Source organism: Salinivibrio sp. PR919, assembly GCF_001995355.1.
Classification (GTDB): domain Bacteria; phylum Pseudomonadota; class Gammaproteobacteria; order Enterobacterales; family Vibrionaceae; genus Salinivibrio; species Salinivibrio proteolyticus.
On the sequence record NZ_MUFL01000019.1, the window covers coordinates 20,808 to 43,867 of the forward strand.

General features: G+C 52.2%; 21 protein-coding genes and 3 tRNA genes. 8 read left to right on the forward strand and 16 right to left on the reverse strand.

Translation table 11 applies throughout. The features are described from left to right. Nucleotides 1–21: 21 nt before the first annotated feature. Complete coding sequence (locus tag BZG83_RS05490) at nucleotides 22–2,463, reverse strand: ABC transporter permease (protein WP_077479686.1); 2,442 nt, start codon at nucleotides 2,461–2,463, stop codon at nucleotides 22–24. Next, nucleotides 2,453–3,139, reverse strand: a complete 687-nt coding sequence (locus tag BZG83_RS05495) for an ABC transporter ATP-binding protein (RefSeq protein WP_077479687.1) — start codon at nucleotides 3,137–3,139, stop codon at nucleotides 2,453–2,455. Before BZG83_RS05495 ends, BZG83_RS05490 begins: the two co-directional genes overlap by 11 nt. On the opposite strand from BZG83_RS05495, the gene tesA reads away from it, so the two are divergent. The 3 genes from tesA (at nucleotide 3,138) to BZG83_RS05510 (ending at nucleotide 5,855) form a co-directional block, all read left to right on the forward strand. Next, nucleotides 3,138–3,752, forward strand: coding sequence for a multifunctional acyl-CoA thioesterase I/protease I/lysophospholipase L1 (gene tesA, locus BZG83_RS05500; RefSeq protein ID WP_077479688.1), 615 nt, complete (start codon nucleotides 3,138–3,140; stop codon nucleotides 3,750–3,752). The two genes, BZG83_RS05495 and tesA, sit on opposite strands and share 2 nt — an antisense overlap. A gap of 11 nt (nucleotides 3,753–3,763) precedes the next feature. Continuing rightward, entirely contained in the window at nucleotides 3,764–4,609 is an 846-nt protein-coding gene (locus BZG83_RS05505) for an SDR family oxidoreductase (protein WP_077479689.1), read from the forward strand. Between the two features lie 391 nt (nucleotides 4,610–5,000). Further along, entirely contained in the window at nucleotides 5,001–5,855 is an 855-nt protein-coding gene (locus BZG83_RS05510; protein ID WP_077479690.1) for a co-chaperone YbbN, read from the forward strand. Nucleotides 5,856–5,876: 21 nt separating this feature from the next. Here the strand turns inward: BZG83_RS05510 and cueR are convergent, their stop codons facing one another. Continuing rightward, nucleotides 5,877–6,323: a Cu(I)-responsive transcriptional regulator gene (cueR, locus tag BZG83_RS05515; RefSeq protein WP_077479691.1), complete on the reverse strand. Its 447-nt coding sequence runs from the start codon at nucleotides 6,321–6,323 to the stop codon at nucleotides 5,877–5,879. Between the two features lie 107 nt (nucleotides 6,324–6,430). Between cueR and BZG83_RS05520 the strand changes: the two genes are divergently transcribed. Both BZG83_RS05520 and BZG83_RS05525 read left to right on the forward strand, forming a co-directional pair. Then, nucleotides 6,431–9,373: a cation transporter gene (locus tag BZG83_RS05520; protein WP_241828273.1), complete on the forward strand. Its 2,943-nt coding sequence runs from the start codon at nucleotides 6,431–6,433 to the stop codon at nucleotides 9,371–9,373. Between the two features lie 12 nt (nucleotides 9,374–9,385). Beyond that, the gene (locus BZG83_RS05525) at nucleotides 9,386–9,823 is read left to right on the forward strand and encodes a DUF411 domain-containing protein (RefSeq protein ID WP_077479692.1); all 438 of its coding nucleotides are present in this window, start codon (nucleotides 9,386–9,388) and stop codon (nucleotides 9,821–9,823) included. 55 nt (nucleotides 9,824–9,878) lie between these two features. Here BZG83_RS05525 and BZG83_RS05530 read toward each other — a convergent pair. From BZG83_RS05530 to BZG83_RS05540, 3 genes are all read right to left on the reverse strand, one after another. After that, a tRNA-Pro gene (locus BZG83_RS05530) sits at nucleotides 9,879–9,955 on the reverse strand. A 52-nt stretch (nucleotides 9,956–10,007) separates the two neighbouring features. Beyond that, a tRNA-Pro gene (locus BZG83_RS05535) sits at nucleotides 10,008–10,084 on the reverse strand. A 53-nt stretch (nucleotides 10,085–10,137) separates the two neighbouring features. Continuing rightward, nucleotides 10,138–10,229, reverse strand: a tRNA-Pro gene (locus BZG83_RS05540). A 306-nt stretch (nucleotides 10,230–10,535) separates the two neighbouring features. Here BZG83_RS05540 and BZG83_RS05545 point away from each other — a divergent pair. After that, nucleotides 10,536–10,673: a DUF3149 domain-containing protein gene (locus BZG83_RS05545; RefSeq protein WP_069587366.1), complete on the forward strand. Its 138-nt coding sequence runs from the start codon at nucleotides 10,536–10,538 to the stop codon at nucleotides 10,671–10,673. 147 nt (nucleotides 10,674–10,820) lie between these two features. Next, nucleotides 10,821–11,405, forward strand: coding sequence for a DNA endonuclease SmrA (smrA, locus tag BZG83_RS05550; RefSeq protein WP_077457314.1), 585 nt, complete (start codon nucleotides 10,821–10,823; stop codon nucleotides 11,403–11,405). Nucleotides 11,406–11,505: 100 nt separating this feature from the next. Here the strand turns inward: smrA and BZG83_RS05555 are convergent, their stop codons facing one another. The 6 genes from BZG83_RS05555 to BZG83_RS05580 all read right to left on the reverse strand — a co-directional run bounded on the left by BZG83_RS05555 (nucleotide 11,506) and on the right by BZG83_RS05580 (nucleotide 18,952). After that, nucleotides 11,506–12,120 carry a LysE family translocator gene (locus BZG83_RS05555; RefSeq protein ID WP_069587367.1) on the reverse strand — a complete coding sequence of 205 codons (615 nt, stop codon included), beginning with the start codon at nucleotides 12,118–12,120 and terminating at the stop codon, nucleotides 11,506–11,508. Nucleotides 12,121–12,138: 18 nt separating this feature from the next. Then, nucleotides 12,139–12,612: a Cys-tRNA(Pro) deacylase gene (gene ybaK, locus BZG83_RS05560; protein WP_069587476.1), complete on the reverse strand. Its 474-nt coding sequence runs from the start codon at nucleotides 12,610–12,612 to the stop codon at nucleotides 12,139–12,141. A 98-nt stretch (nucleotides 12,613–12,710) separates the two neighbouring features. Then, the gene (gene ushA, locus BZG83_RS05565; protein ID WP_077457318.1) at nucleotides 12,711–14,384 is read right to left on the reverse strand and encodes a bifunctional UDP-sugar hydrolase/5'-nucleotidase UshA; all 1,674 of its coding nucleotides are present in this window, start codon (nucleotides 14,382–14,384) and stop codon (nucleotides 12,711–12,713) included. A 309-nt stretch (nucleotides 14,385–14,693) separates the two neighbouring features. Further along, the gene (locus BZG83_RS05570) at nucleotides 14,694–16,040 is read right to left on the reverse strand and encodes a Na+/H+ antiporter NhaC family protein (protein ID WP_077479693.1); all 1,347 of its coding nucleotides are present in this window, start codon (nucleotides 16,038–16,040) and stop codon (nucleotides 14,694–14,696) included. Between the two features lie 321 nt (nucleotides 16,041–16,361). Beyond that, nucleotides 16,362–17,909, reverse strand: a complete 1,548-nt coding sequence (locus BZG83_RS05575) for a DHA2 family efflux MFS transporter permease subunit (protein WP_077479694.1) — start codon at nucleotides 17,907–17,909, stop codon at nucleotides 16,362–16,364. Nucleotides 17,910–17,911: 2 nt separating this feature from the next. Next, a complete protein-coding gene (locus tag BZG83_RS05580; protein WP_077479695.1) occupies nucleotides 17,912–18,952 on the reverse strand; it encodes an HlyD family secretion protein in 1,041 nt (346 codons plus the stop codon). Between the two features lie 131 nt (nucleotides 18,953–19,083). Between BZG83_RS05580 and BZG83_RS05585 the strand changes: the two genes are divergently transcribed. Then, the gene (locus BZG83_RS05585) at nucleotides 19,084–20,010 is read left to right on the forward strand and encodes a LysR family transcriptional regulator (RefSeq protein WP_077479705.1); all 927 of its coding nucleotides are present in this window, start codon (nucleotides 19,084–19,086) and stop codon (nucleotides 20,008–20,010) included. 91 nt (nucleotides 20,011–20,101) lie between these two features. On the opposite strand, the gene kdsA is transcribed toward BZG83_RS05585, so the two are convergent. Genes kdsA through prmC form a run of 4 tightly spaced genes read right to left on the reverse strand, consistent with a single transcriptional unit; the run spans nucleotide 20,102 to nucleotide 23,059 of the window. Beyond that, the gene (gene kdsA / locus BZG83_RS05590; RefSeq protein ID WP_077479696.1) at nucleotides 20,102–20,953 is read right to left on the reverse strand and encodes a 3-deoxy-8-phosphooctulonate synthase; all 852 of its coding nucleotides are present in this window, start codon (nucleotides 20,951–20,953) and stop codon (nucleotides 20,102–20,104) included. A 33-nt stretch (nucleotides 20,954–20,986) separates the two neighbouring features. After that, nucleotides 20,987–21,793 carry a SirB1 family protein gene (locus BZG83_RS05595; RefSeq protein WP_077479697.1) on the reverse strand — a complete coding sequence of 269 codons (807 nt, stop codon included), beginning with the start codon at nucleotides 21,791–21,793 and terminating at the stop codon, nucleotides 20,987–20,989. A 4-nt stretch (nucleotides 21,794–21,797) separates the two neighbouring features. Next, entirely contained in the window at nucleotides 21,798–22,181 is a 384-nt protein-coding gene (locus BZG83_RS05600; protein ID WP_069587478.1) for a SirB2 family protein, read from the reverse strand. A 32-nt stretch (nucleotides 22,182–22,213) separates the two neighbouring features. Then, nucleotides 22,214–23,059: a peptide chain release factor N(5)-glutamine methyltransferase gene (prmC, locus tag BZG83_RS05605; RefSeq protein ID WP_077479698.1), complete on the reverse strand. Its 846-nt coding sequence runs from the start codon at nucleotides 23,057–23,059 to the stop codon at nucleotides 22,214–22,216. Between the last annotated feature and the right edge of the window lies 1 nt (nucleotide 23,060).

Genomic DNA, 23,060 nt, shown 5'->3' on the forward strand with positions numbered 1-23,060 from the left:
ACGCTTATCCGCCGCCCCGTATTAACGCCGCTGCGGATCAATCAGTTTGCGCAGCATCGAGGCGACCGTGACAAACACCAGCGCGACGGCCACAACAGGCAACACCGCCCAAAGCTCAGGGTGCAAGCGTACCTCCATTTCAAAGCCCCATTTCAGCAGGCCGACCATCGCCGCTTCTGCGCCCAGCACCGCCATCAGGCCCGATACAAAGGCCATCACGCCGTACTCGCTCCATAAGGTGCGCTGAATACGGGTACGGCTCGCGCCCAAGGTGCGATAGAGGTTTATCTCCTGCTGACGCTCGCTCAGGCTGATACGCAGCAAGGTGAGCAGCAATAATAAGCCGCTGATCACCGCCAGCCCAGCCAACACCGAGAGCGACAAGCCAATTTGACGCAAAATCGATTGAATGCGACTGCTCATGGTGCGCAAATCAAGCAGCGTAACGGTCGGGTACTCCCGCGCCAAGCGATTGAGCAAAGGCGTTTGCGATTCATCGAGCCTGAAGCTCACTAGCCAGTTAGCCGGTTTATTGGCAAGCGTCTCGCGGTCGAAAATAAAGTAGAAGTTAGGCCGCATATTGCGCCACTCGACTTCACGAATCGAGTTCACCGTGGCAGTAAAGTCTTGGCCGGTCACGCTAAAGGTCAGACTGTCACCAATCTCAATCCCCAAGCGCTCGGCAATGTCTGCCTCCACCGACACGCCATTCTCGGTTGGCCAGTCTCCGGCAATCACCTCATTGTGCGACGGCAAACTGTCTCGCCAAGTAAAATTAAGCTCGCGACGTAGTGCTTCATCCACTTCATCGCGCTCAACTTCATCGGTTGGGATCTGGTAACGCTCACCGTTTTTGCCCACCAGCCGGCCACGCACTATGGGATAGGCATCAGAGCGCATCAAGCTGGCGTCATCGAGTTCACCCACATAGTTTTGCTGCTCGCTCGGAGCAATATTCAGCGCAAACACATTGGGCGCATCGGGCGGCAGCATCCGTCCCCAATCAGCGAGCAAATCGGTACGCAGCAGCCAGATGATCGCCAAGAGCATAAAGGAGATCGCCAGCGCCCCTAATTGCACGCTGCTAGCCAGTTTATTGCGGGTAATTCGGCTAAGGGCCAATTTCACCGAGGGGGCGCGCACCCGTGATTTCACCAACCGGAGCAAGCCTAACCCTGCCAGCGCCAGCAAGACGATCATCACTGCCATCGCCCCCAGCACCGTCCATAGCAAGGTGTTATCAAACGCCCACAGTGCAAGCGCTCCCACTGGTATCGCGATTAAGATCGCCGCAGTGCCGCGACGTTGACGCCCACGGGCAGCCTGCGATTGCACCGCGGCCAACGCAGGCGCATCCAGCAATTTAAGCAGCGGCACGCCCAAGGCAGGCAGCGCCACCAAAAGCGCGACACCGGGCGCAAGCACCCAAGGCACCCAGCCATAGCTTGGCAGCGGTGAAGGCAGCACATCGGTCAGCGGCAAGCGCAATAACACTTCAAGCGTGTACCCCGCAGCCAAGCCCACGGCGGTGGCAAGGACAAACAATAAGGTTAACTGCCGAGCCAACCAGCGTCGCACCCATTGTTGGCTGGCGCCGAGGCTTTTTAGCATCGCCACCAAATCCGCGCGGCTTTTGGCGTAGTGCTGACAAGTTAAGGTTAACGTCGCCGCGGCCATCACAATCACCAGTACCACGGTTAACGACAAGTACTGACGGCTGCGATCCAGCATATCGCCGGTGCGATCAGAGGTGTTTTCATCCACCCAGCGCTCACCATCTTGCAGCGTGTAGCTGGCTTTAGCCGCGCTTAGGCTGGGCTCGTCACCGGTTAAAAAGTAGCGATAACGCACCCGACTGCCTTCGCGTACCACGCCAGCGGCAGGCACATCGGCTCGATGCATCATCACCGCAGGCATTTGGCTAAAGGGGTTAAACGAGAGTTCCGGCTCCGCGGCCAAGGTACCGCTCACCGTTAAATCGAGGTTACCAATCGATACGGTGTCGCCCGCTTTCACATCCAGCAAGCTAAACACCCGCTCAGACAGCCATAGCTCACCGGGTTGAATGCGTCGGTCACCACCAATGGYTTGGCCGTTTTGCTCCAGCACCAAATCACCGCGCAGCGGGTAAAGGCTATCCACCGCTTTCACGCTCACAAGCTGCATCTTTTGCTCGCTGAATGCCATGGTACCAAAGCGGGTTTGGGCAGACACTGTGGCGCCAGCTTGTTTAAACGCCTCAATTTGCTCGGTGTTAAGCGGCTGACGGGTGCGCAGCACGGTATCGGCGGCAATCAGATTACGCCCTTGCTGGGTGAGCACGTTTTCAATGCGATCGGCCAATGCTGATAGCGCAAACACACAGGTGATAATCAGTGCCAACGCCACCGCCACGGGCCAAATTTGCCCGTGTAACAGTTCGCGCCATGCCCAGCGATTGAGTAGTCCGTTGTTACTCGCCATTCACTCGCTCCTGTAGCTTGCCGCTGTCCATCATCAAGGTACGCTGACAACGCTTTGCCAGCGCCGGATCGTGGGTAACCAACACCAAGGTGGTGCCATGCTTTTCGTTCAGTTCAAACAATAAATCAATGATGGTCGCCGCGGTTTTTTGGTCAAGGTTGCCGGTCGGCTCATCGGCAAACAGCACCTGTGGGCGGATAATAAAGGCACGCGCCAAGGCCACCCGTTGTTGCTCCCCGCCAGAGAGTTGCGACGGCAAATGGCTTTCGCGCCCTTGCAAACCCACCGAGGCCAGCAGTTGCTTGGCGCGGGTTTCGTCTTCTTCCTCACCGCGAATGGTGAGCGGCAGCATCACGTTCTCAAGCGCGTTCAGTGACGGCACCAGTAAAAAACTTTGGAACACAAACCCCACCGATTCGGCCCGCAGTGCGGCGCGCGCATCTTCATCTAAGGTAGAAAGCTTGTGGCCGAGCAGATCGACCTCGCCTTCACTGGGCGTATCTAATCCTGCAAGCAAGGTCATTAAGGTGGATTTTCCTGCGCCGGACACGCCCATTAATGCAATCGACTCGCCTGCCTCGATTTGTAGCGAGACATCCTGCAGAATGGTAAGCGGCTGTTCGCGTGTCACGACATGTTTTGCAATTTTTTCGGCTCGAATAACAGGAGAGGCCATGTTACGCATCCTTACTTTGTTGTGTTTTTTGTGGGTGAGCAGTGCCAGTGCACAAACGCTCCTTGTCCTTGGTGACAGCTTAAGCGCTGGCTACCAAATGGCGGCTGAACAAGCCTGGCCTGCTAAGCTGCCGCGCGCACTCAACGACCATGATGTCGAGATTGAGGTGATCAACGCCAGCATTTCCGGCGATACCACCGCCAATGGCCTGCAGCGTCTGCCTCAATTATTAGAACGCCACCAGCCCGAATGGGTGCTGATTGAGCTCGGCGGCAACGATGGCCTACGCGGGTGGTCGTTTAACCGTATACGAGACAACCTTGAACAATTGATCACCCAAACTCGTGCGGCCGATGCCACGCCTTTATTGGTACAAATCCAAATTCCGCCAAATTATGGCCAGCGCTATGCACAAGGATTTGCTGATATTTATCCTACACTGGCAGAGCAAACACAAACCCCCTTGCTGCCCTTTTTTATGGAGACTGTGATCCAAAAGCCTGAATGGATGCGTGATGATGGCATTCACCCGATGCCGGAAGCACAACCTTGGATTGCCGATTTTATGGCGGAAAAGCTCGCGCCTTATTTGTCCGACGCGCCACAATCATGAGTGAGGATGTCATGGAAACGGCTTCGCCATTAAACAACGCCATTTTCATCACCGGCTGCTCCACCGGCATCGGCTATGCCTGCGCCAAAGCTTTGCATGAGCAAGGGCACACGGTGATCGCCAGTTGCCGAAAGCCTGACGATGTCAGCCGTTTACAGCAAGAAGGCTTAACCTGTATTCAGTTGGATGTGTCAGACACGGCCAGTATCAACCAAGCGGTCGACACAATCGCGCAAATGACAGGTGGCAAACTCTTTGCGCTATTTAACAACGGCGCTTACGGCCAACCGGGCGCGCTGGAGGATTTGCCCACCGATGCCTTACGCGCCCAGTTTGAGACCAATGTGTTTGGCTGGCACCATTTAACCCAAGCCTTGTTGCCGATGCTGCTTAATTACGGCGAAGGACGCATTGTGCAAAATAGCTCGGTGCTGGGCATCGTGGCATTGAAATATCGCGGCGCCTATAACGCCAGCAAGTTTGCTCTCGAAGGCTGGACCGATACCCTGCGTTTAGAGCTGAGCGATACGCCCATTAAGGTGAGCTTAATTGAGCCTGGTCCAATTGAAACCGCGTTTCGTGCCAATGCGCTTAGTGCCTTTAAACACTGGGTCGACCCCGATAAAAGTCGCCACCAGCACGCATATCAAAGCCAAATCGACCGTCTTGCTGCAGATGAAGGCGGCAACAAATATACCCTGCCCGCCGACGCGCTCGTTGCACCACTGACGCATGCGCTGTTCTCGCCGCGTCCCAAGGTGCGTTATCGCGTGACACAACCGACAGTGTGGATGGCAATACTCAAACGGCTCCTTCCCAGCCGTTGGCTCGATCGGGTCTTGCTCAAAGGCAGTTAATGCAATGGGAAGATGATCGCAAAAAAACGTGTTTGATGTCGCAATTGTCACATCAATGTCATAGATCGCGATTAATCTAGCTTGCATGAGTGGAAGCGGCCACTTGCTGACRCGCTTTCCTTCATTGGCAGCCAAGCTGCCAAGCCAATAACACCGACAATAATAAACAACAGGAGCCGGCTGATGACCTTGCATCAATTGAACTGGCTCTGCTTGAGCGTCGCTTTGTGCGTGGTGCTCGTGTTGTAACCCGCACTCGTCATCTTTGATGGACTCGCTTGCAGACCGACGAAATAGGCCACCCTAGGGTGGCTTTTTCGTATCTCAGCTGCTTGAATTTCGACGCATTTGCCCCCACCCTTATTGCAAACACACTTCGTCGGGATCCATGATGCACGCAAACTATATCGTTGAATTAACCGAACATAATTTTCAGCAAATTCTTGAGTCTTCTTCACGCACGCCGGTGCTGGTGTATTTTTGGGCAAACATGATGCCCGAAAGCGTTGAGCTGAAAACGGTTGTCGAGCAGGTGGCTCACGATAGCCACGGCACCTTTACGCTCGCCACGATCGACTGTGAAGCGCAGCAGCTGATTGCCGCCCAGTTTGGCGTCCGCGCACTGCCAACGCTGGCTCTGTTTAAAGATGGTCAGCCGGTGGATGGCCTTGCCGGCCCGCAAAATGAAGAGACGGTGCGCGAAATGCTAAATAAGCACCTGCCAAGCCCAGAAGATCAAGCGTTTGACCAAGCGCGTCAATTGATGGCGGAAGGCAATTACACCGATGCCTTGGTGATCCTAAAACCCCTTGAAAGCAGCCACGGTGAGAAGGGAGACTTTAAACTGGCGCTGGCCGAATGTCTGGTCGAGACCCAGCAGTTTGATGCAGCGCAAGCCGTGCTCGATACGGTGTTGATGCAAGATCAAGACGCGACCTACAAAGGGCTGATCGCGAAAATTGAATTGCACAATCAAGCGGCTGACGCGCCAGAGATCCGTAACTTGCAAGATGCACTGGCCGAGAACCCAGATAATGCAGATATCGCCTATGAGCTTGCGGTGCAACTTAACCAAATCAATCGTAGCGAAGACGCACTTGAGCTACTGATGAACATTCTCCGTCGCGATATGAATCACGCCGATGGAGAGGCCAAGAAAACCTTGATGGATATTCTGGCCGCATTGGGTCAAGGCAACGAAATTGCCTCACGTTATCGCCGTCAACTGTACTCGCTACTGTACTAATTGGTCACTCACGCTTGGCAGCTATTTCGCCGACGCTTTGCAGCACTGACTTTCGGTAAAATCAATGCTGCCTAGCTCACTGTCTCCGCGCAGGGCTTCGATGATCGGGCACTGCGCGTCACCATCACCGGGACACGCTTGGGTAAGCGCTTGAAGGGTGGTTTTCATCGCCGCCAGCTCGGCAATTTTTTCATCGATCTCCATCAATTTACTCTCGGCGCGTGCTTTCACATCGGCACTGCGTAAAGAAGGATCGCGCGATAACGCTAACAAATCCGCACTTTCTTCCAAGGTAAACCCCACCAATCGCGCCCGACGGATCATTTGCAACTCGCTCACGTGCTGCGCGCGATAATCACGATACCCATTGTCGGCGCGGTGTGGCGGCGTGATCAGCCCTTTCTGCTCGTAAAAGCGGATGGTTTTGGTGGTTAAACCGGTTTTTTCGGCGACTTGCTGAATTTTCATTCTCGCTCCTTGACCTTCCAGTAGCTATAAGGTTTATGGTTCAGTTTACTCGATGTTGCGACGTTTCCCCAACACGTGCGCTGTGTTGTGATCATTAAGGAGCGGAAATGACAACCATAGATACCACCATGACTTATTACACCTTGCCTCTCGACGGGCTGAGCTGCAACGGGTGTGTGAAAAAAGTGACCCAAGCAGTGGCAACGGTCGATAACGTCCGCATAGAAAAGGCGGATACACAAGCTATCTCGCTGGAAGTGCTCGGAGATAACCCTGAAGCGACGCTTAAACAGATCGTCGATGCGATCGAGGCACTGGGATATCAAGCCGGCTTTCGTCATGCTTTGGTATTAAGTGGGCTAAACTGTGGGCGCTGTGTCGCCAAAGTCGAAGCGGCATTGGATGCCCTACCCACCGTGTTTTCGCACTCGGTAACTAAAACTCATGCAGATATTCATACCAGCTTGAGCTTGGACTCCATCATCCAAACCATTGATAACCTTGGCTATCAAGTCGGTTATCAGCATGAATTGGCATTGTCGGGGTTAAGCTGCGGTCACTGCGTGGCAAAAGTGGAGCGTGCGCTCGATGAAAACGATGCCGTTTTTGACTATCAAGTCAGCAAAGACGCGGCGACCGTACGCACCACACTCAGCGCCGAGACGCTGATTGAAACGATCGTAGCGTTGGGCTTTGGGGCCACACTCATCGATCCCAGCCAAGCAACGCCCTCATCAACCGAGCCACATCAATCGCAAACCGAAACCGCCGAGGTTGAGCAACAGGCCGAAACCAAGACGCGCACTGAGCCTTCATCCAGCCACTCACGCATGCAATTTGTGTTATCCGGCATGACATGCGCAAGCTGTGTCAAAAGTGTTGAAACTGCTATCAGCAGTGTGGATGGTGTGGCCAATGTTAGCGTGAACCTTGCTGAGCGCAGTGCCATTGTCRAAGGCAATGCGACGGCAGCGGCGATTATTCAAGCAGTAGAAAACGCAGGCTATGGCGCCGAGAAGGTAGAAGATGATAATGACCGCCGTGAACGCCAACAGGCTCAACAAGCCTCTGAGCTGAAAAGCTTTAAACGCAGCACCCTGGCTGGGTTAGGGCTTGGCGCACCGCTGATGGCTTGGGGGGTATTGGGTGGCAGTATGACCATTCAATCGACTCAAGATCAGTGGGCGTGGGGCGTGATTGCCGTGCTGACCCTGATCTTACTTGCAACCGGTGGTCGCCACTTCTTCGCGAATGCGTGGCAAGCGTTGATGCACAAACGCGCCACCATGGATACCTTGGTTGCGCTCGGCACGGGGGCGGCATGGCTGTACTCAACCGCCGTCGTCGTGGCACCGGCATTATTCCCTGAACAAGCACGCCATGTGTATTTTGAAGCCTCGGCAATGATCATTGGTTTGATTAGCTTGGGCCATGCGATTGAAGCGCGCGCACGTGCCAATACCTCCAAAGCGCTAGACCAGCTGCTTGATTTGCAACCGCCCACTGCCCTAGTGATTGAAAATGGCCAAGAAACCGAGCGCCCATTAAGTGATGTGGAAAAAGGCATGACTCTGCGCGTGAAGCCGGGTGCCAAAGTCCCTGTGGATGGTGAAGTGGTTGATGGCAGCAGCTATATCGATGAATCCATGCTAACTGGTGAACCTGTGCCGGTGCATAAGCAAGCGGGCGATACCTTGCATGCAGGAACCGTAAACCAACAAGGGGGCTTAACCTTTAAAGCCACCGGCGTGGGCAGCGACACCATGCTGGCACGGATTATCGATTTGGTGCGTGAAGCCCAAAGCAGCAAGCCTGAACTAGCCAAGTTAGCGGATCGCATCTCCTCTGTGTTTGTGCCTGTGGTCGTGTGCATCGCGTTACTTACCGCTGCTATTTGGTATCTTGTCGGCCCTGAGCCTTCAGTGAGTTATATGCTAGTGACAGCGACCACGGTGTTAATTATTGCTTGCCCGTGTGCGCTTGGGCTGGCGACACCGCTATCGGTCACCGCTGCGGTGGGACGCGCGGCTGAAATCGGGGTGTTAATCCGTGATGCGGACGCACTACAAACGGCCGCCAAGCTGCATACTCTGGTGTTTGATAAAACCGGTACGCTGACACGCGGCCAGCCTGAGGTAACGCATATTAATACCCTTCATGGCGAACAAGATCGCCTCATGGCTATCGCGGCGTCCATGGAACAACATTCCGAGCACCCCTTGGCACGCGCGATTGTGGACTATGCCAAAGCTCAAGCTCTCTCATTGCCCGAATCAAGCGACTTTAACAGTGAAWCCGGTAAAGGGATCCAAGCCAAAATTGACGGTGAGCGTTACTACATCGGCAACCAAGCGTGGATGCGTGCGCAAGGCATGGATACCCGCCCCCATCAACACGATATTGATGCCATGACCCAACGCGGTGAGACCGCCATTTATCTTGCCAATGAACAGGCAGTGCTGGCGCTTATCGGGATCAGCGATCCGATCCGGGACGATGCGATTGATGCCGTCGCGCGACTGCAACAACAAGGGCTCGAAGTCATCATGCTATCAGGCGATCACCCCGATACTGCCAATGCAATCGGTCGCCAATTAGGCATTGATCATGTGATTGCTGGTGTGCTTCCGGATGGTAAGTCCGAGCAAATTCAAGCGCTGCAACAGCAAGGTAAGCGTGTGGCAATGGTGGGCGATGGTATTAACGACGCCCCCGCTCTTGCTCAGGCAGATGTGGGGGTCGCGATGGGCGGCGGCAGTGATATTGCGATTGAAAGTGCGCAAATTACGTTAATGCATCAACACCTGGGTGCGCTTGCCAACGCGATTGCTTTATCTCAAGCCGCCGTGCGCAATATGAAGCAAAACCTATTTGGCGCCTTTGTTTACAACACGCTGGGGATCCCGGTGGCGGCCGGTATTCTTTATCCCTTTACCGGCATGTTACTCAGCCCCGTGATTGCCGGCGGCGCAATGGCATTGTCTTCGATCACTGTGGTGACCAACGCCAATCGACTACGTTTTTTCAAAATAAAATCAGACAAGAAGTAACAAGGAGTGATAATGAAGCATTTACAACTACTGGTAGCAACCGTAGGCCTGATGAGTGCCTCAGCGATGGCCGCAAGCGGTGTGGTGTATAAATCGCCCAGCTGTGGCTGTTGCGACGATTGGGTTGAGCACATGGAGCAAGCCGGCTTTGAGCTGGAGGTTAAACCGCACAACAATATGGCGGCCGTCAAACAAGAGATGGGTGTGCCTGCCGACATGCAATCATGTCACACTGCACGCATCAACGGCTACGTGATTGAGGGCCATGTCCCCGCGCAAGAAGTGGAAAAGCTCCTTGCCACCCATACAGGCTATGAAGGTCTCGCTGTTGCCGGCATGCCGATCGGCTCGCCGGGTATGGAATATGGCGATCGTCACCAGCCCTACACAGTGATGGCATTTGACGAAACAGGTCATACTAAGGCTTTCCAGCACTATCCTAAGCCTTAAGCACTCACCTGCAATAAAACGAAAAAACCCCAGCCAAAAGGCTGGGGTTTCTTGTTGGTCGGTGAAGAGGGATTCGAACCCCCGACCCTCTGGTCCCAAACCAGATGCGCTACCAAACTGCGCTATTCACCGTTAATGCTTTTTACGTCAACCAAGTAACCTTGGATCACTCAGTTTTAAATAGTGGTCGGTGAAGAGGGATTCGAACCCCCGACCCTCTGGTCCCAAACCAGATGCGCTACCAAACTGCGCTATTCACCGACAATGTTCTTTACATCAGCCAAGCAACCCTAGATTACCGAGCTTAAAAATAGTGGTCGGTGAAGAAGGATTCGATTGGACCGGCTTCCGGCCCCCGACCCTCTGGTCCCAAACCAGATGCGCTACCAAACTGCGCTATTCACCGACATATGACAAGTTTTACGAATTGACGTTTATCTTGTCAAGCGAAGGGCTATGCGACCAAGTGCATCCCCGCGCTGAGGTCGCCTATAATACTCAAGCCCACCGAAACCTCAAGCCCTGTCCGATAAATTTTTTCTTGTTCACGCTTAAGCGGTGAAAGAAACGTCAGTTACGCAGAGACTGTGATCCAATTCCCGTTAACATGTGTTTATTATTTGTTCGCCACCCTGACTTGATCCTGATCAGTATTCAACTAACTGCCTATTGGCATTCTGACCCTACATTAACGGACACGAGGGTACAGACTATGGACTTTTGGCTTGATCTCCTTTTCGGCAATGCAGTCGGCTTGTCATCCATGATTGTCATCATCTGTACATTTGGCTTAATCAGCTTTTTTGGTGGTTACTTCATCTACAAAGTGATGACGTCCAAACCTCAGTAACCTGTTTTTTATTGCCTACCTAACTTTAAGCATTCTTGCTTAGTCCAGGGTCACATGGTTGGTCACAGAATGTGGCTCTGGGTTTCTTTTTTTAATTTCGTTTATACTGTCCCCAAATCGTATCAAACCACACATGGCATAAGAGCGATGAGTGATAAAAATGAGTTTGATTTGTTCCGCGAGATGATGTCTGACGTTGACCCCATTGAGCAGGACAAAGTAGAGACCCAACCGGCATCTCACCAGCCAACTGAAGCACAGCTGGCACGACAGCAAGCGGCGCAAAAGCTGGCCGACAGCGACCCTGAGTATTTGTCGTTGGATTACGCCACCATGGTGAAACCGGACGAAGTCATGGCCTACAAGCGCGCGGGTGTGCAAGAGGGCGTGTTCCGTAAACTGCGTTTAGGGAAGTATGACATTCACGCAAGACTCGACCTGCATAAGATGTCTTTGGAAAAAGCGCGCGATGAAATTTTACGCTTTTTAAAACAATGCCAGCGCATGGATATYCGTACCGTGGTGATWGTGCATGGTAAAGGAGAGCGCAGTAACCCACCGGCTATGATGAAAAGCTATGTGTGCCAGTGGTTACAGCAGATTTCAGATGTCCTTTGTTATCACTCGGCGCTGCGCCATCAAGGTGGCTCGGGAGCGCTTTACGTGATGCTGAAAAAAAGCCAAGAGAAAAAATTGGAAACACGCGAGCGCCATTTGAGCCGCCGCGCCTAGCGAATGTACCCCAACACGACACGGCGCTGTCTTGCGCCAAAGAAAAAAGACTGGTGAGCCACCAGTCTTTTTTGTACTTATGTTTCGGCCGTTATGCGGTTTAAAGCGTCACCACTACCCGAACCGATAGCGCGATTAACACCACGCCTGAGAGCTTATCCACCCACACGGCATGCTGGCGTAGCTTATCGACCACACTGGCACTAGAGAGCAGAAACGCGATCAGGGTATACCATAAGCCATCAATCAGTAGCGGTGTTAAAACAATCACACTGCGACTAAAGAAATCGGTGCCAATGGCAACAAACTGACTAAATAAGGCAATGAAAAAGAGCGCCAGTTTGGGATTAAGCATCGAGATCATCGCACCATCCCGCGCCGCCTCACCTAAGCTTGCCGGTTTACCCGCTTCAAGTTTGGACGCCACGCCACCTTGGCTCAACAAAGATTTGACGCCAAGCCACGCTAAGTAAGCCGCCCCTGTATAGGCAATCCCGGTAAAGAGTAACGGCGATTGTTTGAAGATCACGGCTAAGCCCAACATGGTGATCAGCGCATACAAACCGACGCCAAGCGCGTGCGCCCAAGACGCAACAATACCGTGTAATCGACTGTTGGCGAGGCTATGTTTCGCCATCACTACTAAACTCGGCCCGGGCGACATCGCACCGAGCATACACACAAGCGCCAATGAGGCCCAAATGGTGAATGTCATACTGGATTATCCTTATGGTTATTCGCCGATCGCCGCGTACTTTCCCGCAGTCAACGCCAACAAATCCGCTGGCGATAGTTCTATTTCTAATCCACGACGACCGGCGCTGACACAGATCGTCTCAAACTGTTGTGCAGATGCATCAAGTAGCGTTGGCAAGCGTTTCTTTTGTCCCAGAGGGCTGATCCCGCCAACCAAATAGCCTGTCACCCGTTGGGCATTCGCCGGCTCCGCCATCACCGCCTTTTTACCGCCTGCAGCTTTGGCTGCCGCTTTCAGGTTGAGCGAGCCTTTCACCGGCACCACTGCGACCGCCAGTTGTTTACTGTCACCATTAATGCAAAACAATAGCGTTTTAAATACCCGCGCAGGATCTTGCCCAAGTGCTTGCACCGCTTCTTCGCCAAAGTGTTGGTTGTTAGGGTCGTGTTCATATTGATGAACGTTAAACTTAATCCCATGTTTTTCAGCTAATTTAATCGCTGGTGTCATCATGCTTCTCTACAGCTAAAACACATCGCACTATCATTGCATAAAAAAAGCGGCACCGCATCGGTACCGCTTTGTCATCATGGCAATCTTAGTCAGATTTACTTGTAAACAATTTCGCCCTTCGGTGCGTAGTCGTTCACATCAATTGGGCTGTGCGCTTCTAGATAGTCTTTCAGCACTTCAGCATCCACGAAACCTGTGTTTACGTTACCAGGATGGTTAGTCAGTTTTGGATAACCGTCACCACCCGCTGCGTTAAAGCTTGGCACAGTGAAGCGGTAAGTTTTGTCCATATCTAATGGCTCACCACCGATTTTCACATCGTGAACTTTACCGTTTTCAACCACCATCGAGATACCGGCAAACTGTACATACGCACCAGAATCAACCGGCTTAGTGCCGACAACATTCAGGTAGTCCAGCACTTCTTTACCGCTCATATCGGTGTAGGTCACCATGTTGCCAAATGGCTGTACTTTCAATACGTCTTTGTAAGTGATGTCGCCAGCAGGAATCGAATCACGTACGCCGCCGGAGTTCATCACCGCAAAGTCTGCTTTCGCACGCTCCATGTGTGACATGGCGATCAGGCGACCAAGGTTGGTTTGTTGGAAACGCACCACATCACGATCACCTTCAAGCTTGCCATTGCTCTTAGCAATTTTGACGTTGAGTTTTTCTTGGCCTTTGTCTTGGTATGGCTTCAAGAAGTCATACAGCGCTTGATCTTTCGCGATTTCATCTTGGATGAAGACACGTTTCTTCTCACCGTTCACCTTGATTTTTTTCTTCAGGTTCACAGGGATCAGATCATAGCTAACGAGGTTCAAATCGCCGTTTTGGAATTCAAACTCCGCCTTACCGACATATTTGCCCCACTCGTGCGCTTGCATGATCCACGCACCGTTTTGCTGGTCTGGCGTACATGCATCACCCGGCTGGAAGTTTTTGTTGTACATGTTTGGACCTTCCATGCACACCGGCTCTTGCGAGTGTCCACCGATGATCAGATCCAAATCACCTTCATCAATATAACGCGCGAGCGCCACATCACCCGGTGCGTTCACACCACTTTTACCATCGGCATAGTGGCCCATGTGTGTCGCGGCAATGATGATATCTGGGTGCTCGGTTTCTTTCAGCTCTGCGATCAGTTTCTTCGCTTCCGCTTTTGGATCACGGAATTCCAATGAACCGATATACTCTGGGTTACCGATTTTGGCGGTATCTTCTGTGGTTAAGCCAATCACAGCAACTTTAAGGCCGTTGCGCTCAAACATTTGATAAGCTTGGAATTTGCGCTCGCCTGTTTCTTTATCATAAATGTTGGCTGACAGCATTGGGAAGTCGGCCCATTGCATTTGCTTTTCAAGCACGCTCAGTGGGTTATCAAACTCGTGGTTACCGATCGCCATCGCATCGTAACCAATTTGCGTCATGCCTTTAAAATCAGGTTCCGCTTGTAGCAAGTCAGACTCAGGCACACCGGTGTTGATATCACCGCCTGAGAGCAATAGCACCTCGCTGCCTTCTGCTTTTGCTTCGGCACGCAATTCATCAATCAGCGTTTTGCGCGCAGCCATGCCGTATTCGCCGTAGCGGTTGTGCCAGAAACGACCGTGGTGATCGTTGGTATGAAGAATGGTTAACTTATAAGTGGTATCTGGCGCCCAACCGTGTTCTGGTGTTTCTGAGCCTGTATTGGCGCACCCTGCCAATGACGCAATTAACGCAGCACTGACCGCTGCCTTCAAAGAAAGACGTTCCTTCATGATCTAAGACCTTATTAGCGATGGATAAGCCACCATCGACGACTGTCGACGATTATAAAACGCCGACTAGTCTAAAAGAATTCATGCTATCCCGCTGGTCTATTTCATTATTTTGTTGCGATGATCACCGTCAGTTGGGCAAAAACCGTCACTTTGGTGATCGAGTCATAAGTTATAGAGCCTAAACTCTAATCAATAGCAAAATCGGCGCATCCTTTGCTTACTAGTTCGCTAGGGCCAACAAAAAAGCCTTTGCATAAGGCAAAGGCTTTATGAGGTGAGCCATTTTAATAGCGCGTTCTCAGACCTTTACTGCTGACGGGCGTGAAACCAGTGTCGGCTGGCAATGGCAACCAGTGCAGAAATGGCAAGGAAGAAGCAGTAGTACGAGTGGCTTACAATCACCAGTGGCGAGAGGCCAAAGCTAGCACCCAGCAGCAGGATTTGCGCCCCATAGGGGATCATACCCTGTACCACACACGAGAAAATATCGAGCAGGCTGGCACTGCGTTTCGCTGGCACCTCGTGTTCGCTAGCAATGTTCTTCGCCACTTGCCCTGACACTACGATAGCAACCGTGTTGTTGGCGGTACACACGTTGGCGAATGATACCAACAAGGCTATTCCAAACTCACTGGCCCGTGAGTGATGGTTGCCTTGGTTTTTCTGAAAACGGGCAATCACTTTATTGACCGTGTTGGTTAAAAAGCTTAATCCACCTTGGCAGCGCATAAGCTCTGCAATACCGCCAATCATCAAAGACAAGATGAAGATCTCTTGCATACTGGCAAAGCCGTCTTTGACATGCTGGCTAAAGCTCATCAAGGTAAAATCTGGCGTGCTCATCAACCCGACGCCCATCGCCAGCAAAATACCCGCAGTCAGCACCACAAACACATTCAGCCCTGCGAGCGCCAAGACGATGATAGAAAGGTACGGCACAACCGCGAGATAATTAATGCTTTCAGGCGCGTCCACCGGTGCGCTTTGGTTGTTGAACACAAACAGGATAATGGCAGCAATGGCGGCAGGAATGGCTATCCCGACGTTCTCTTTAAACTTATCACGCATGCTACAGCCTTGTGAGCGTGTTGCCGCGATCGTGGTATCCGAAATAAATGACAGGTTGTCACCGAACATCGCACCGCTGAGCAGAACCCCCGCCATCACTGCTGGTGACTGACCGGTTGCGGTCGCCATGTTCAATGCAAAAGGCGCCAGTGCGGCAATGGTGCCCATTGACGTACCCATTGCCGTGGAGATAAAGGCCGCAATCACAAACAGTCCCGGCAGAATCAGGTTTTCTGGGATCAATGTCAGCCCCAGATTGACCGTCGCCTGCACACCGCCCGTGGCGTCAGCCACTGATGAGAAGGCGCCCGCCAGCAGGTAAATCATACACATGGCGATAATATCACCATGGCCCATACCACGAATAAGCTGTTCAATCGCAGTATTCAGCCGCTCACGGCTAAGTGCGAGCGCTAAGATCACCGCTGGTAAAATGGCGACATGTGCGGGCAGTTGATAGAAGGCGTAGTCCGCACCTTCTAAGGTAAAGTAAACGCCTGCACCAATAAAAAGGGTTAAGAATAATAATAGGGGCAGCAGTGCAAGGGCAGAAGGCTGCGGCGTTGTGTTTGCAGATGTTGTCATGGCAGTTTTTGTAATACCTCTTATAAAACTGTGATCCAGATTACAGCCCTCTAGCCATCCAGTCAACAAATAGACGTCTAAACATCTAAAAACCTTAACGGCTCGTAGTCACTGCTAGACAGTGTTTCGCAAACATAGGTTATCTCGAGCGCATGACGACCCCGAACAAGTGACACGGTGGCAGACGAAAAGACAGCGACAATAGCCGAATGCATCGGACAACACCGTTTGTCGGTCAAGCTACTTGAACTTATCAGGAAGGATAGCGAAGGAAGCGGCGGTGCACCGCTCCCATTTTACGTGGTGACTATCGAGCGGGGGTTAGTCTTCGAGCGAGAGGATCACTACGGCTGCCAATGCTAAAAAGCCGGTCATCACAATAAAGGCATCGTTGTACGCCATAATGGCGGCGTCACGTTGCATCACACTCAGCACGCTGGCTTGTGCTTGATGCAACGCGGTGGTGGCATCACTGCCTTTGGCGATAAACCAATCTGTTTGTTGGTGCAAACGCTGCCAACCTTGCTCGCTCACTGTGGACAAGGTGGCTTTGATGTTCGCTAAGTGCAAGCGTGTTTGGTTATCTAGCAAGGTCGCTATCATGGCAATGCTAAACGCACCGCCCAAATTACGCATCACATTGGTGAGTGTGGAGGCATCTGGCGTGTCATCACGCTGGATATGCTTCAGTGCCACTATCGACAAAGGCACCATAATAAATGGACTACCAATGGCACGCAGGATCATGGATAAAACCAGCTGCTGACCACCAAAGTCGACGGTCATGTGTGTGTTGACGTAACAACTGAGCCCAAACATTACAAAACCAAATGTCACCATGTGGGTTGGGCGAAACACGCGCATTAACTTAGGCACGAGCGGAAAGAGTAACAACTGTGGCAGCCCCATCCACATCAGCACTTGGCCAATTTGCATCGCGTTGTAGTGCTGGATTTGGGTGAGATACAGCGGCAACACGTAAATCGAGCCAAGTAAGGCCATACCCAAAATTAAATAGGCAAAGCAGGATAAGGCAAATTGCTTGTCTTTCAATAACCGCAAATTCACCAGTGGACGGGGGTGTTGCAGTTCGTTAATCACAAAGTAGACGATGTTCACCACGGAAATCGCACTGAGCGTGAGAATAAACGACGAGCCAAACCAATCTTCACGATTACCCTCTTCAAGCACCACTTCTAAGCAGCCAAGCCCTAATGCCATAGTGGCAATTCCGACCCAATCGGCCTTTTTCAGCAATGACAATGATAACGGCGTATCCTCAAGCCCGTAGCGGATCATGGCTATCACCAGCATTGCTGGTGGAATATTGATGTAGAAAATATAGTGCCACGACAAATTTTCCGTCAGCCAGCCACCAAAAGTAGGCCCGATGGCAGGCGCAAACGTCGCCGTGACACCGAACATCGCCATACCAATCGCCCGTTTGTTGGCAGGTAGCAGTTGCACCACCAGCGAGAAAGCCAGTGGGATCAGCGCACCGCCACTAAATCCTTGCATGGCGCGAAACACGATCATCGCACTCATGTTCCATGACAGTGAGCACAAAAAAGATGACAGCGTAAACACCGCGGTGGTCCATGTCAGATAGCGCCGTACGCCCAGCGCCCGCGATAACCAGCCACTGAGCGGGATCGCAATCATCTCTGCCACCAGATAGGAGGTCGAGATCCACGAGCTTTCATCCAAGGTCGCCGACAGCGCCCCTTGAATATCTTTTAGCGAGGCATTGGTGATTTGAATGTCGAGAATGGCCATAAAGGCCCCAATCAACCCACCTAAGAGGGCAATCCAGTTTTTGAGCGGCACCCGATCGCTGTAGGCTTCGGCGGTTAACGCTGTCGCGGTCATATTCAGCCTCGTGTATCTACCGTTGCAATCACAGATAGTCCTGGCAATAACTTAGCTTTAAGTGGCTGATCGGGGATCCGCACTTTAATCGGCACCCGCTGAACAATTTTTGTAAAGTTCCCGGTGGCATTTTCAGGGGGCAGCAGCGCAAACTGTGCGCCCGTGGCTGGCGAGAAGCTATCGACCACGCCATGCAGTGCTTGTCCGGGAAACGCGTCCACTTCAATATCCACCGATTGCCCCGGCTGGATATGCGCAAGCTGCGTTTCTTTAAAATTCGCTTCAACCCACACCTCCCCTTGAGGCACCAAGCTAACTAACGGCATACCCGGCTGAACCAACATGCCAACACGTAAGCTCCGTTTGCCAATCACCCCATCAACGGGCGCATAAAGGCGGGTATCATCCAAGTTAAGCTGCGCTTGAGTCAGCTTAGCGGTGGCGTCATCAATCGCAGCTTGGGCTTGTTTCAGCTCACTGGCTAACACGGCCAATTGGTCACTGGCGGCATGATGCGCGGCTTTAGCTTGTTCTAACTGGGCGAGTCGCACTTTTTGCTGCGCAAGTTGGGCATCCAATTCATCTTCAGAGGAATAATGCTGCGCGATTAAACGCTGGGTACGGGCCACTTGCTGCTTGGCGCGATCGTACTCAGCTTGCGCGGATGCCATCTGACTCGCGGCTTGGCGGATCTTACTGTGCTGTAAGGTTTGCTGTGCGTGCAGGTGCTCGACATTAGCGCTTGCCGAGGCGAGTGCTGCTTTAGCTTGGGAGACCGCGGTACGATAATCGCGATCGTCAATTTCGGCCAATAAGGTTCCGGCTTTTACAAACTGGTTATCGTCGACATATCGGGCCACGATATAGCCAGAGACTTTGGGACTGATGGTAACGATGTCCCCTTTTAGGTAGGCGTTATCGGTCGACACATGATACTGCCCTTCCATCCACCAGTACCCTGCGCCAAGCACACCAATCACGAGGAATATCAAGGTCGCCAATAGTGGCGCTTTAACGCGTTTCGAAGCGGTTGAGGCTGTCATGAGGTCTCACTAATGTTAATTAAATCAATACCAAGCAAAGTGTTTCGAATTGTAAACCAATCGTATTAATTAATAATCGCGCTATAATCAAAAACACTGTTGCAAAAATGAATCTAATCAGAGGAAGGATGTTGGACTTCAATGCGCTCGCCATCTTGGTGAAAGTGGTGGAATTAGGCAGTTTCACGCAAGCGGCTGAGGCACTGGGAATGACAAAATCGACGGTCAGTCGAAAAGTCTCTGACCTTGAGCGCAGTCTAGGTGTGCGTTTGATCACGCGCTCCACGCGCAGTTTAAAGCTGACCGCGGAGGGCGAGCGCTTTTACCAATCATGCTTGTTGGCGAAAGACATCATGGAGCAGGCAGAAATTGAAATCRCCGCTCACCAAGAATTGATCCAAGGGGATTTAAATGTGGTGATGCCCGTTGAGCTCGGTCATCAGGTATTGGGGCCTTACATCAACGAGTTCATCAAGCTGCATCCGCATATCCGCGTGCACCTTGAGATGAGTAACCGTGAAGTCGACATTATTGGTGAAGGCATTGATCTCTACGCGCAAGTGGGGACACGCAAAGACTCAAACCTCGTTTCACGCCTGCTCACCAATTCAACCCGTGTGGTGGCGGCAAGCCCAGCGTATTTAGCCGAAACTGGCACGGTGCAAAGCCCTGCCGATCTTCGTTCACCGCATCGCCAAGTCAAAGTGTATAACCAAGCGGTGAAGCTGTTAGCGTGGGAGTTGTATGACAAGCAGGGGCAGAGTTTTAGTGTCGACCTCCCCTATCAGCTGCGGGTCAACACCATTACGGCCTCGTTGCAGGCATGCCTTGATGGCCTCGGCATTGCGGTATTACCGACGTTCTTATGTCGTCCGCACTTTGAATCAGGCCGTTTGGTCCAACTGCTTAGCGACTGGCAAATGCCGGCGGTACCCATCAGCTTGGTGTATGCCAATCGTACCTTGATGCCCAAACGACTCCGCACTCTGATTGACTATTTAGTAACGCGCCTAAACGAAGACATGCAACAAGGTGTGAGTGCCACACATATCGACTGATAGACGACTGCTCACCGTTAAGGCGTGACCGCAAGCCGTAGATAAAAAAAGCTGCCAATAGGCAGCTTTCTGGGTCTCGATCATTCGCCAATTAGCGAATATCAATCTCTGCAAAGTTTTTAATCACATCATCCAGCGCTTTCATTTGCGCAAGAAAAGGCTCGAGTTTATCTAGCGGTAGTGCTGAAGGGCCATCACAACGTGCATTGTCTGGATCTGGATGCGCCTCAATGAATAAGCCCGCAATTTTGGTCCCTAACCCAGCACGCGCTAAATCTACTGTTTGTTGGCGACGGCCACCAGATGCAGCGCCCATCGGATCGCGACATTGCAGGGCATGAGTAACATCAAAGATGATCGGGCTGCCGTTAGAGGCCTTTTTCATCACATCAAAGCCCAGCATATCCACGACCAAGTTATCGTAACCGTGGCAGCTACCACGCTCACACAAAATCACTTTCTCGTTGCCGCACTCCGCGAATTTATCCACGATATTCCCCACTTGGCCTGGGCTCATAAACTGGGGTTTTTTCACGTTGATCACCGCATCGGTTTTGGCCATCGCTGCCACCAAGTCGGTTTGGCGGGCCAAGAACGCTGGCAGCTGGATCACGTCCGCCACTTCCGCTACCGGTGCCGCTTGCTCTTGCTCATGAATGTCGGTGATCACTTTGACGCCAAAGGTGCTTTTCAGCTCTTCAAAGATCTTCAGGCCTTCTTCCATTCCCGGTCCACGGTATGAATGTACGGATGAACGGTTCGCCTTATCAAAGGAGGCTTTAAAGACATAAGGGATGCCCAGTTTGTCCGTTACCTTGACGTAGTGCTCACAGATTTGCATCGCTAAATCGCGAGACTCCRGCACATTCATGCCAGCAAACAGCGTAAAAGGACGGTCGTTAGCCACTGGCATATCGCCAATGTGAACGGTTTTTTGCGTCATGGTTAGTTCCTTGGTCGCACTGAAAGCAGCGCGCTAATGTAAAGTCGGTTGTTCTTCGTTGAGTACTTTCACTTGCATCTTTAACAGCTCTGCCGCCGGATCATCCGGGCATTGCTCAATAAAGTACTCATAGTCGGTCGCCGCAACCCGATCACAATCGAGTTGCTGAAAGATATAGCCGCGATCGCGAATCTCGTATGGGTCGTCAGGGCTAAAGGTTAGCGCGAGTTCGCTACAACGTAATGCCATCGCGTACTTTTCTTCGCGCAATAACGCACTTTTGGCGACGGCCAACCAACGACCAATGATCGATGGGTGGTCACTCACTTCAAGGTGCGATGGATCTAGCTCAGCAAACGGTCCTTGACTGCCTATCAGCCAGCCACGCAGGGTTCGCATGCTGACACGCTCACCATCAAATGGATTGAGGTATACGGGGGTGTCTTCTAACTCATCAATGCGCAACAGCAGCTGAGTTGGAAAGCCAACCGGTTTGACGGGTAGCGAGAGGCGCTCACACAGGTACAAAAAGATCGCACCGAGCGAGACTGGGATCCCTTTTTTGCGCGACAGTACATGGTGAATAAAGACGTTCTCCGAGGAAAAGTATTGCTCGAAGTCGCCCGTAAATTGCCATTGATGATAGAAAAGGCGACGCAAGCCCTCGAGGCGCAAAGCCATATCGGGTTCGCTGCCCAGCAGATGTTCGGCTTCGTCCGCCAACAGCTCCAGTGAGGCCTGAACGTGATTAACATCGATCGACGGATCGAGCGCGTGGTTCAATGTTAAGGCGCCCTCTGCCAGTGTGAGCTGATCCAGTTGTTGATCGGTTAATGGCATCCTGTTATCCCATTAGGTGTGGTACTTTCGTTAACGCTAAATTGGCTGCTGCATACGCCCAACCCAAGGCGCCAAAGAACGCAAAGGTGCGAAAGAGTTTGCCACGGCTGTAGTGCAAGGTGACAAATCCGAGCGCAATGTAAGCCAGTACACAAGTCAGCTTTTCGGTCATCCACGCCCCGCTTGGCGTAAATGGCACAAAACCTGTTACAAAAATCAGGCCAATTCCGGTGGTCAATAATACGGTATCGACAACATGGGGWGTCACTTTGACCCATTTTTTGTTGAGCATCTCACTGCCACGCATCACCCAAAAAAAGCGGATCACGAATAGCGAAAGGCTCAAGACAATACTCAATAAATGGGTATGCTTTAGTGCCATGTAGATCATAAAAAGTTCCTGCTTCCAGTCAGTTAGAATTATACGTTCTGAGCGACAGTGACTCTATCGAGCCCAGCGAGATCCTGCTGGGTTGCAATATTGCCCCATCCTTGTCGTTGCCAAAGCGCGCGCACTGCTGCGCCTTGGTCATAGCCATGCTCTACCATTAGCCAACCAGATGCGGCCAAATATGTCCGCGCAGTCGCACCAATGTGGCGAATATCTGCCAGCCCACTCTCGTCTGCCACCAGCGCACTCGCTGGTTCAAACCGTACGTCGCCTTGCTGCAAATGCGGATCGGCACCGTCGATGTAGGGCGGGTTGCTGACAATCAGATCAAAAGGCTGCATGTCGCTGAGCGCATCAAACCAATCACTTTGAATAAAGTGCGCATTGGTGATTTGATTGTCGTGTGCGTTCCGGCTGGCTAATAATACCGCCTCTGGCATCAGATCGACGCCCACCACGGTGGCATCAGCGCGCTCTGACGCAATCGCCAGCGCAATCGCGCCTGTGCCTGTGCCTAAATCCAATACCCGACAGGGCTTATCCGGTAACACCGCCAGTGCTTGCTCGACTAACAGCTCCGTTTCTGGGCGTGGGATCAAGGTCGCGGGCGACACCGACAGGCGCAGCGTCCAAAAGTCGCGATAGCCAAGAATATACGCCACGGGTTCGCCTTGCAGACGACGCGCAAACAGCTGACGAAACTGGGCAAGCTGAGCGGCGGTCAGTTTACGGTCAGGCCAGGTATACAAATAACTGGTGGGCTGATCGAGCACATGACAAAGCAGCACTTTCACATCAATGGCCGCCGAGCCATGCCCGACAGCGCTCAATTCATGGGTGCTATCCGCTAACAGTGCGCTAATCGTGGCAGTCATA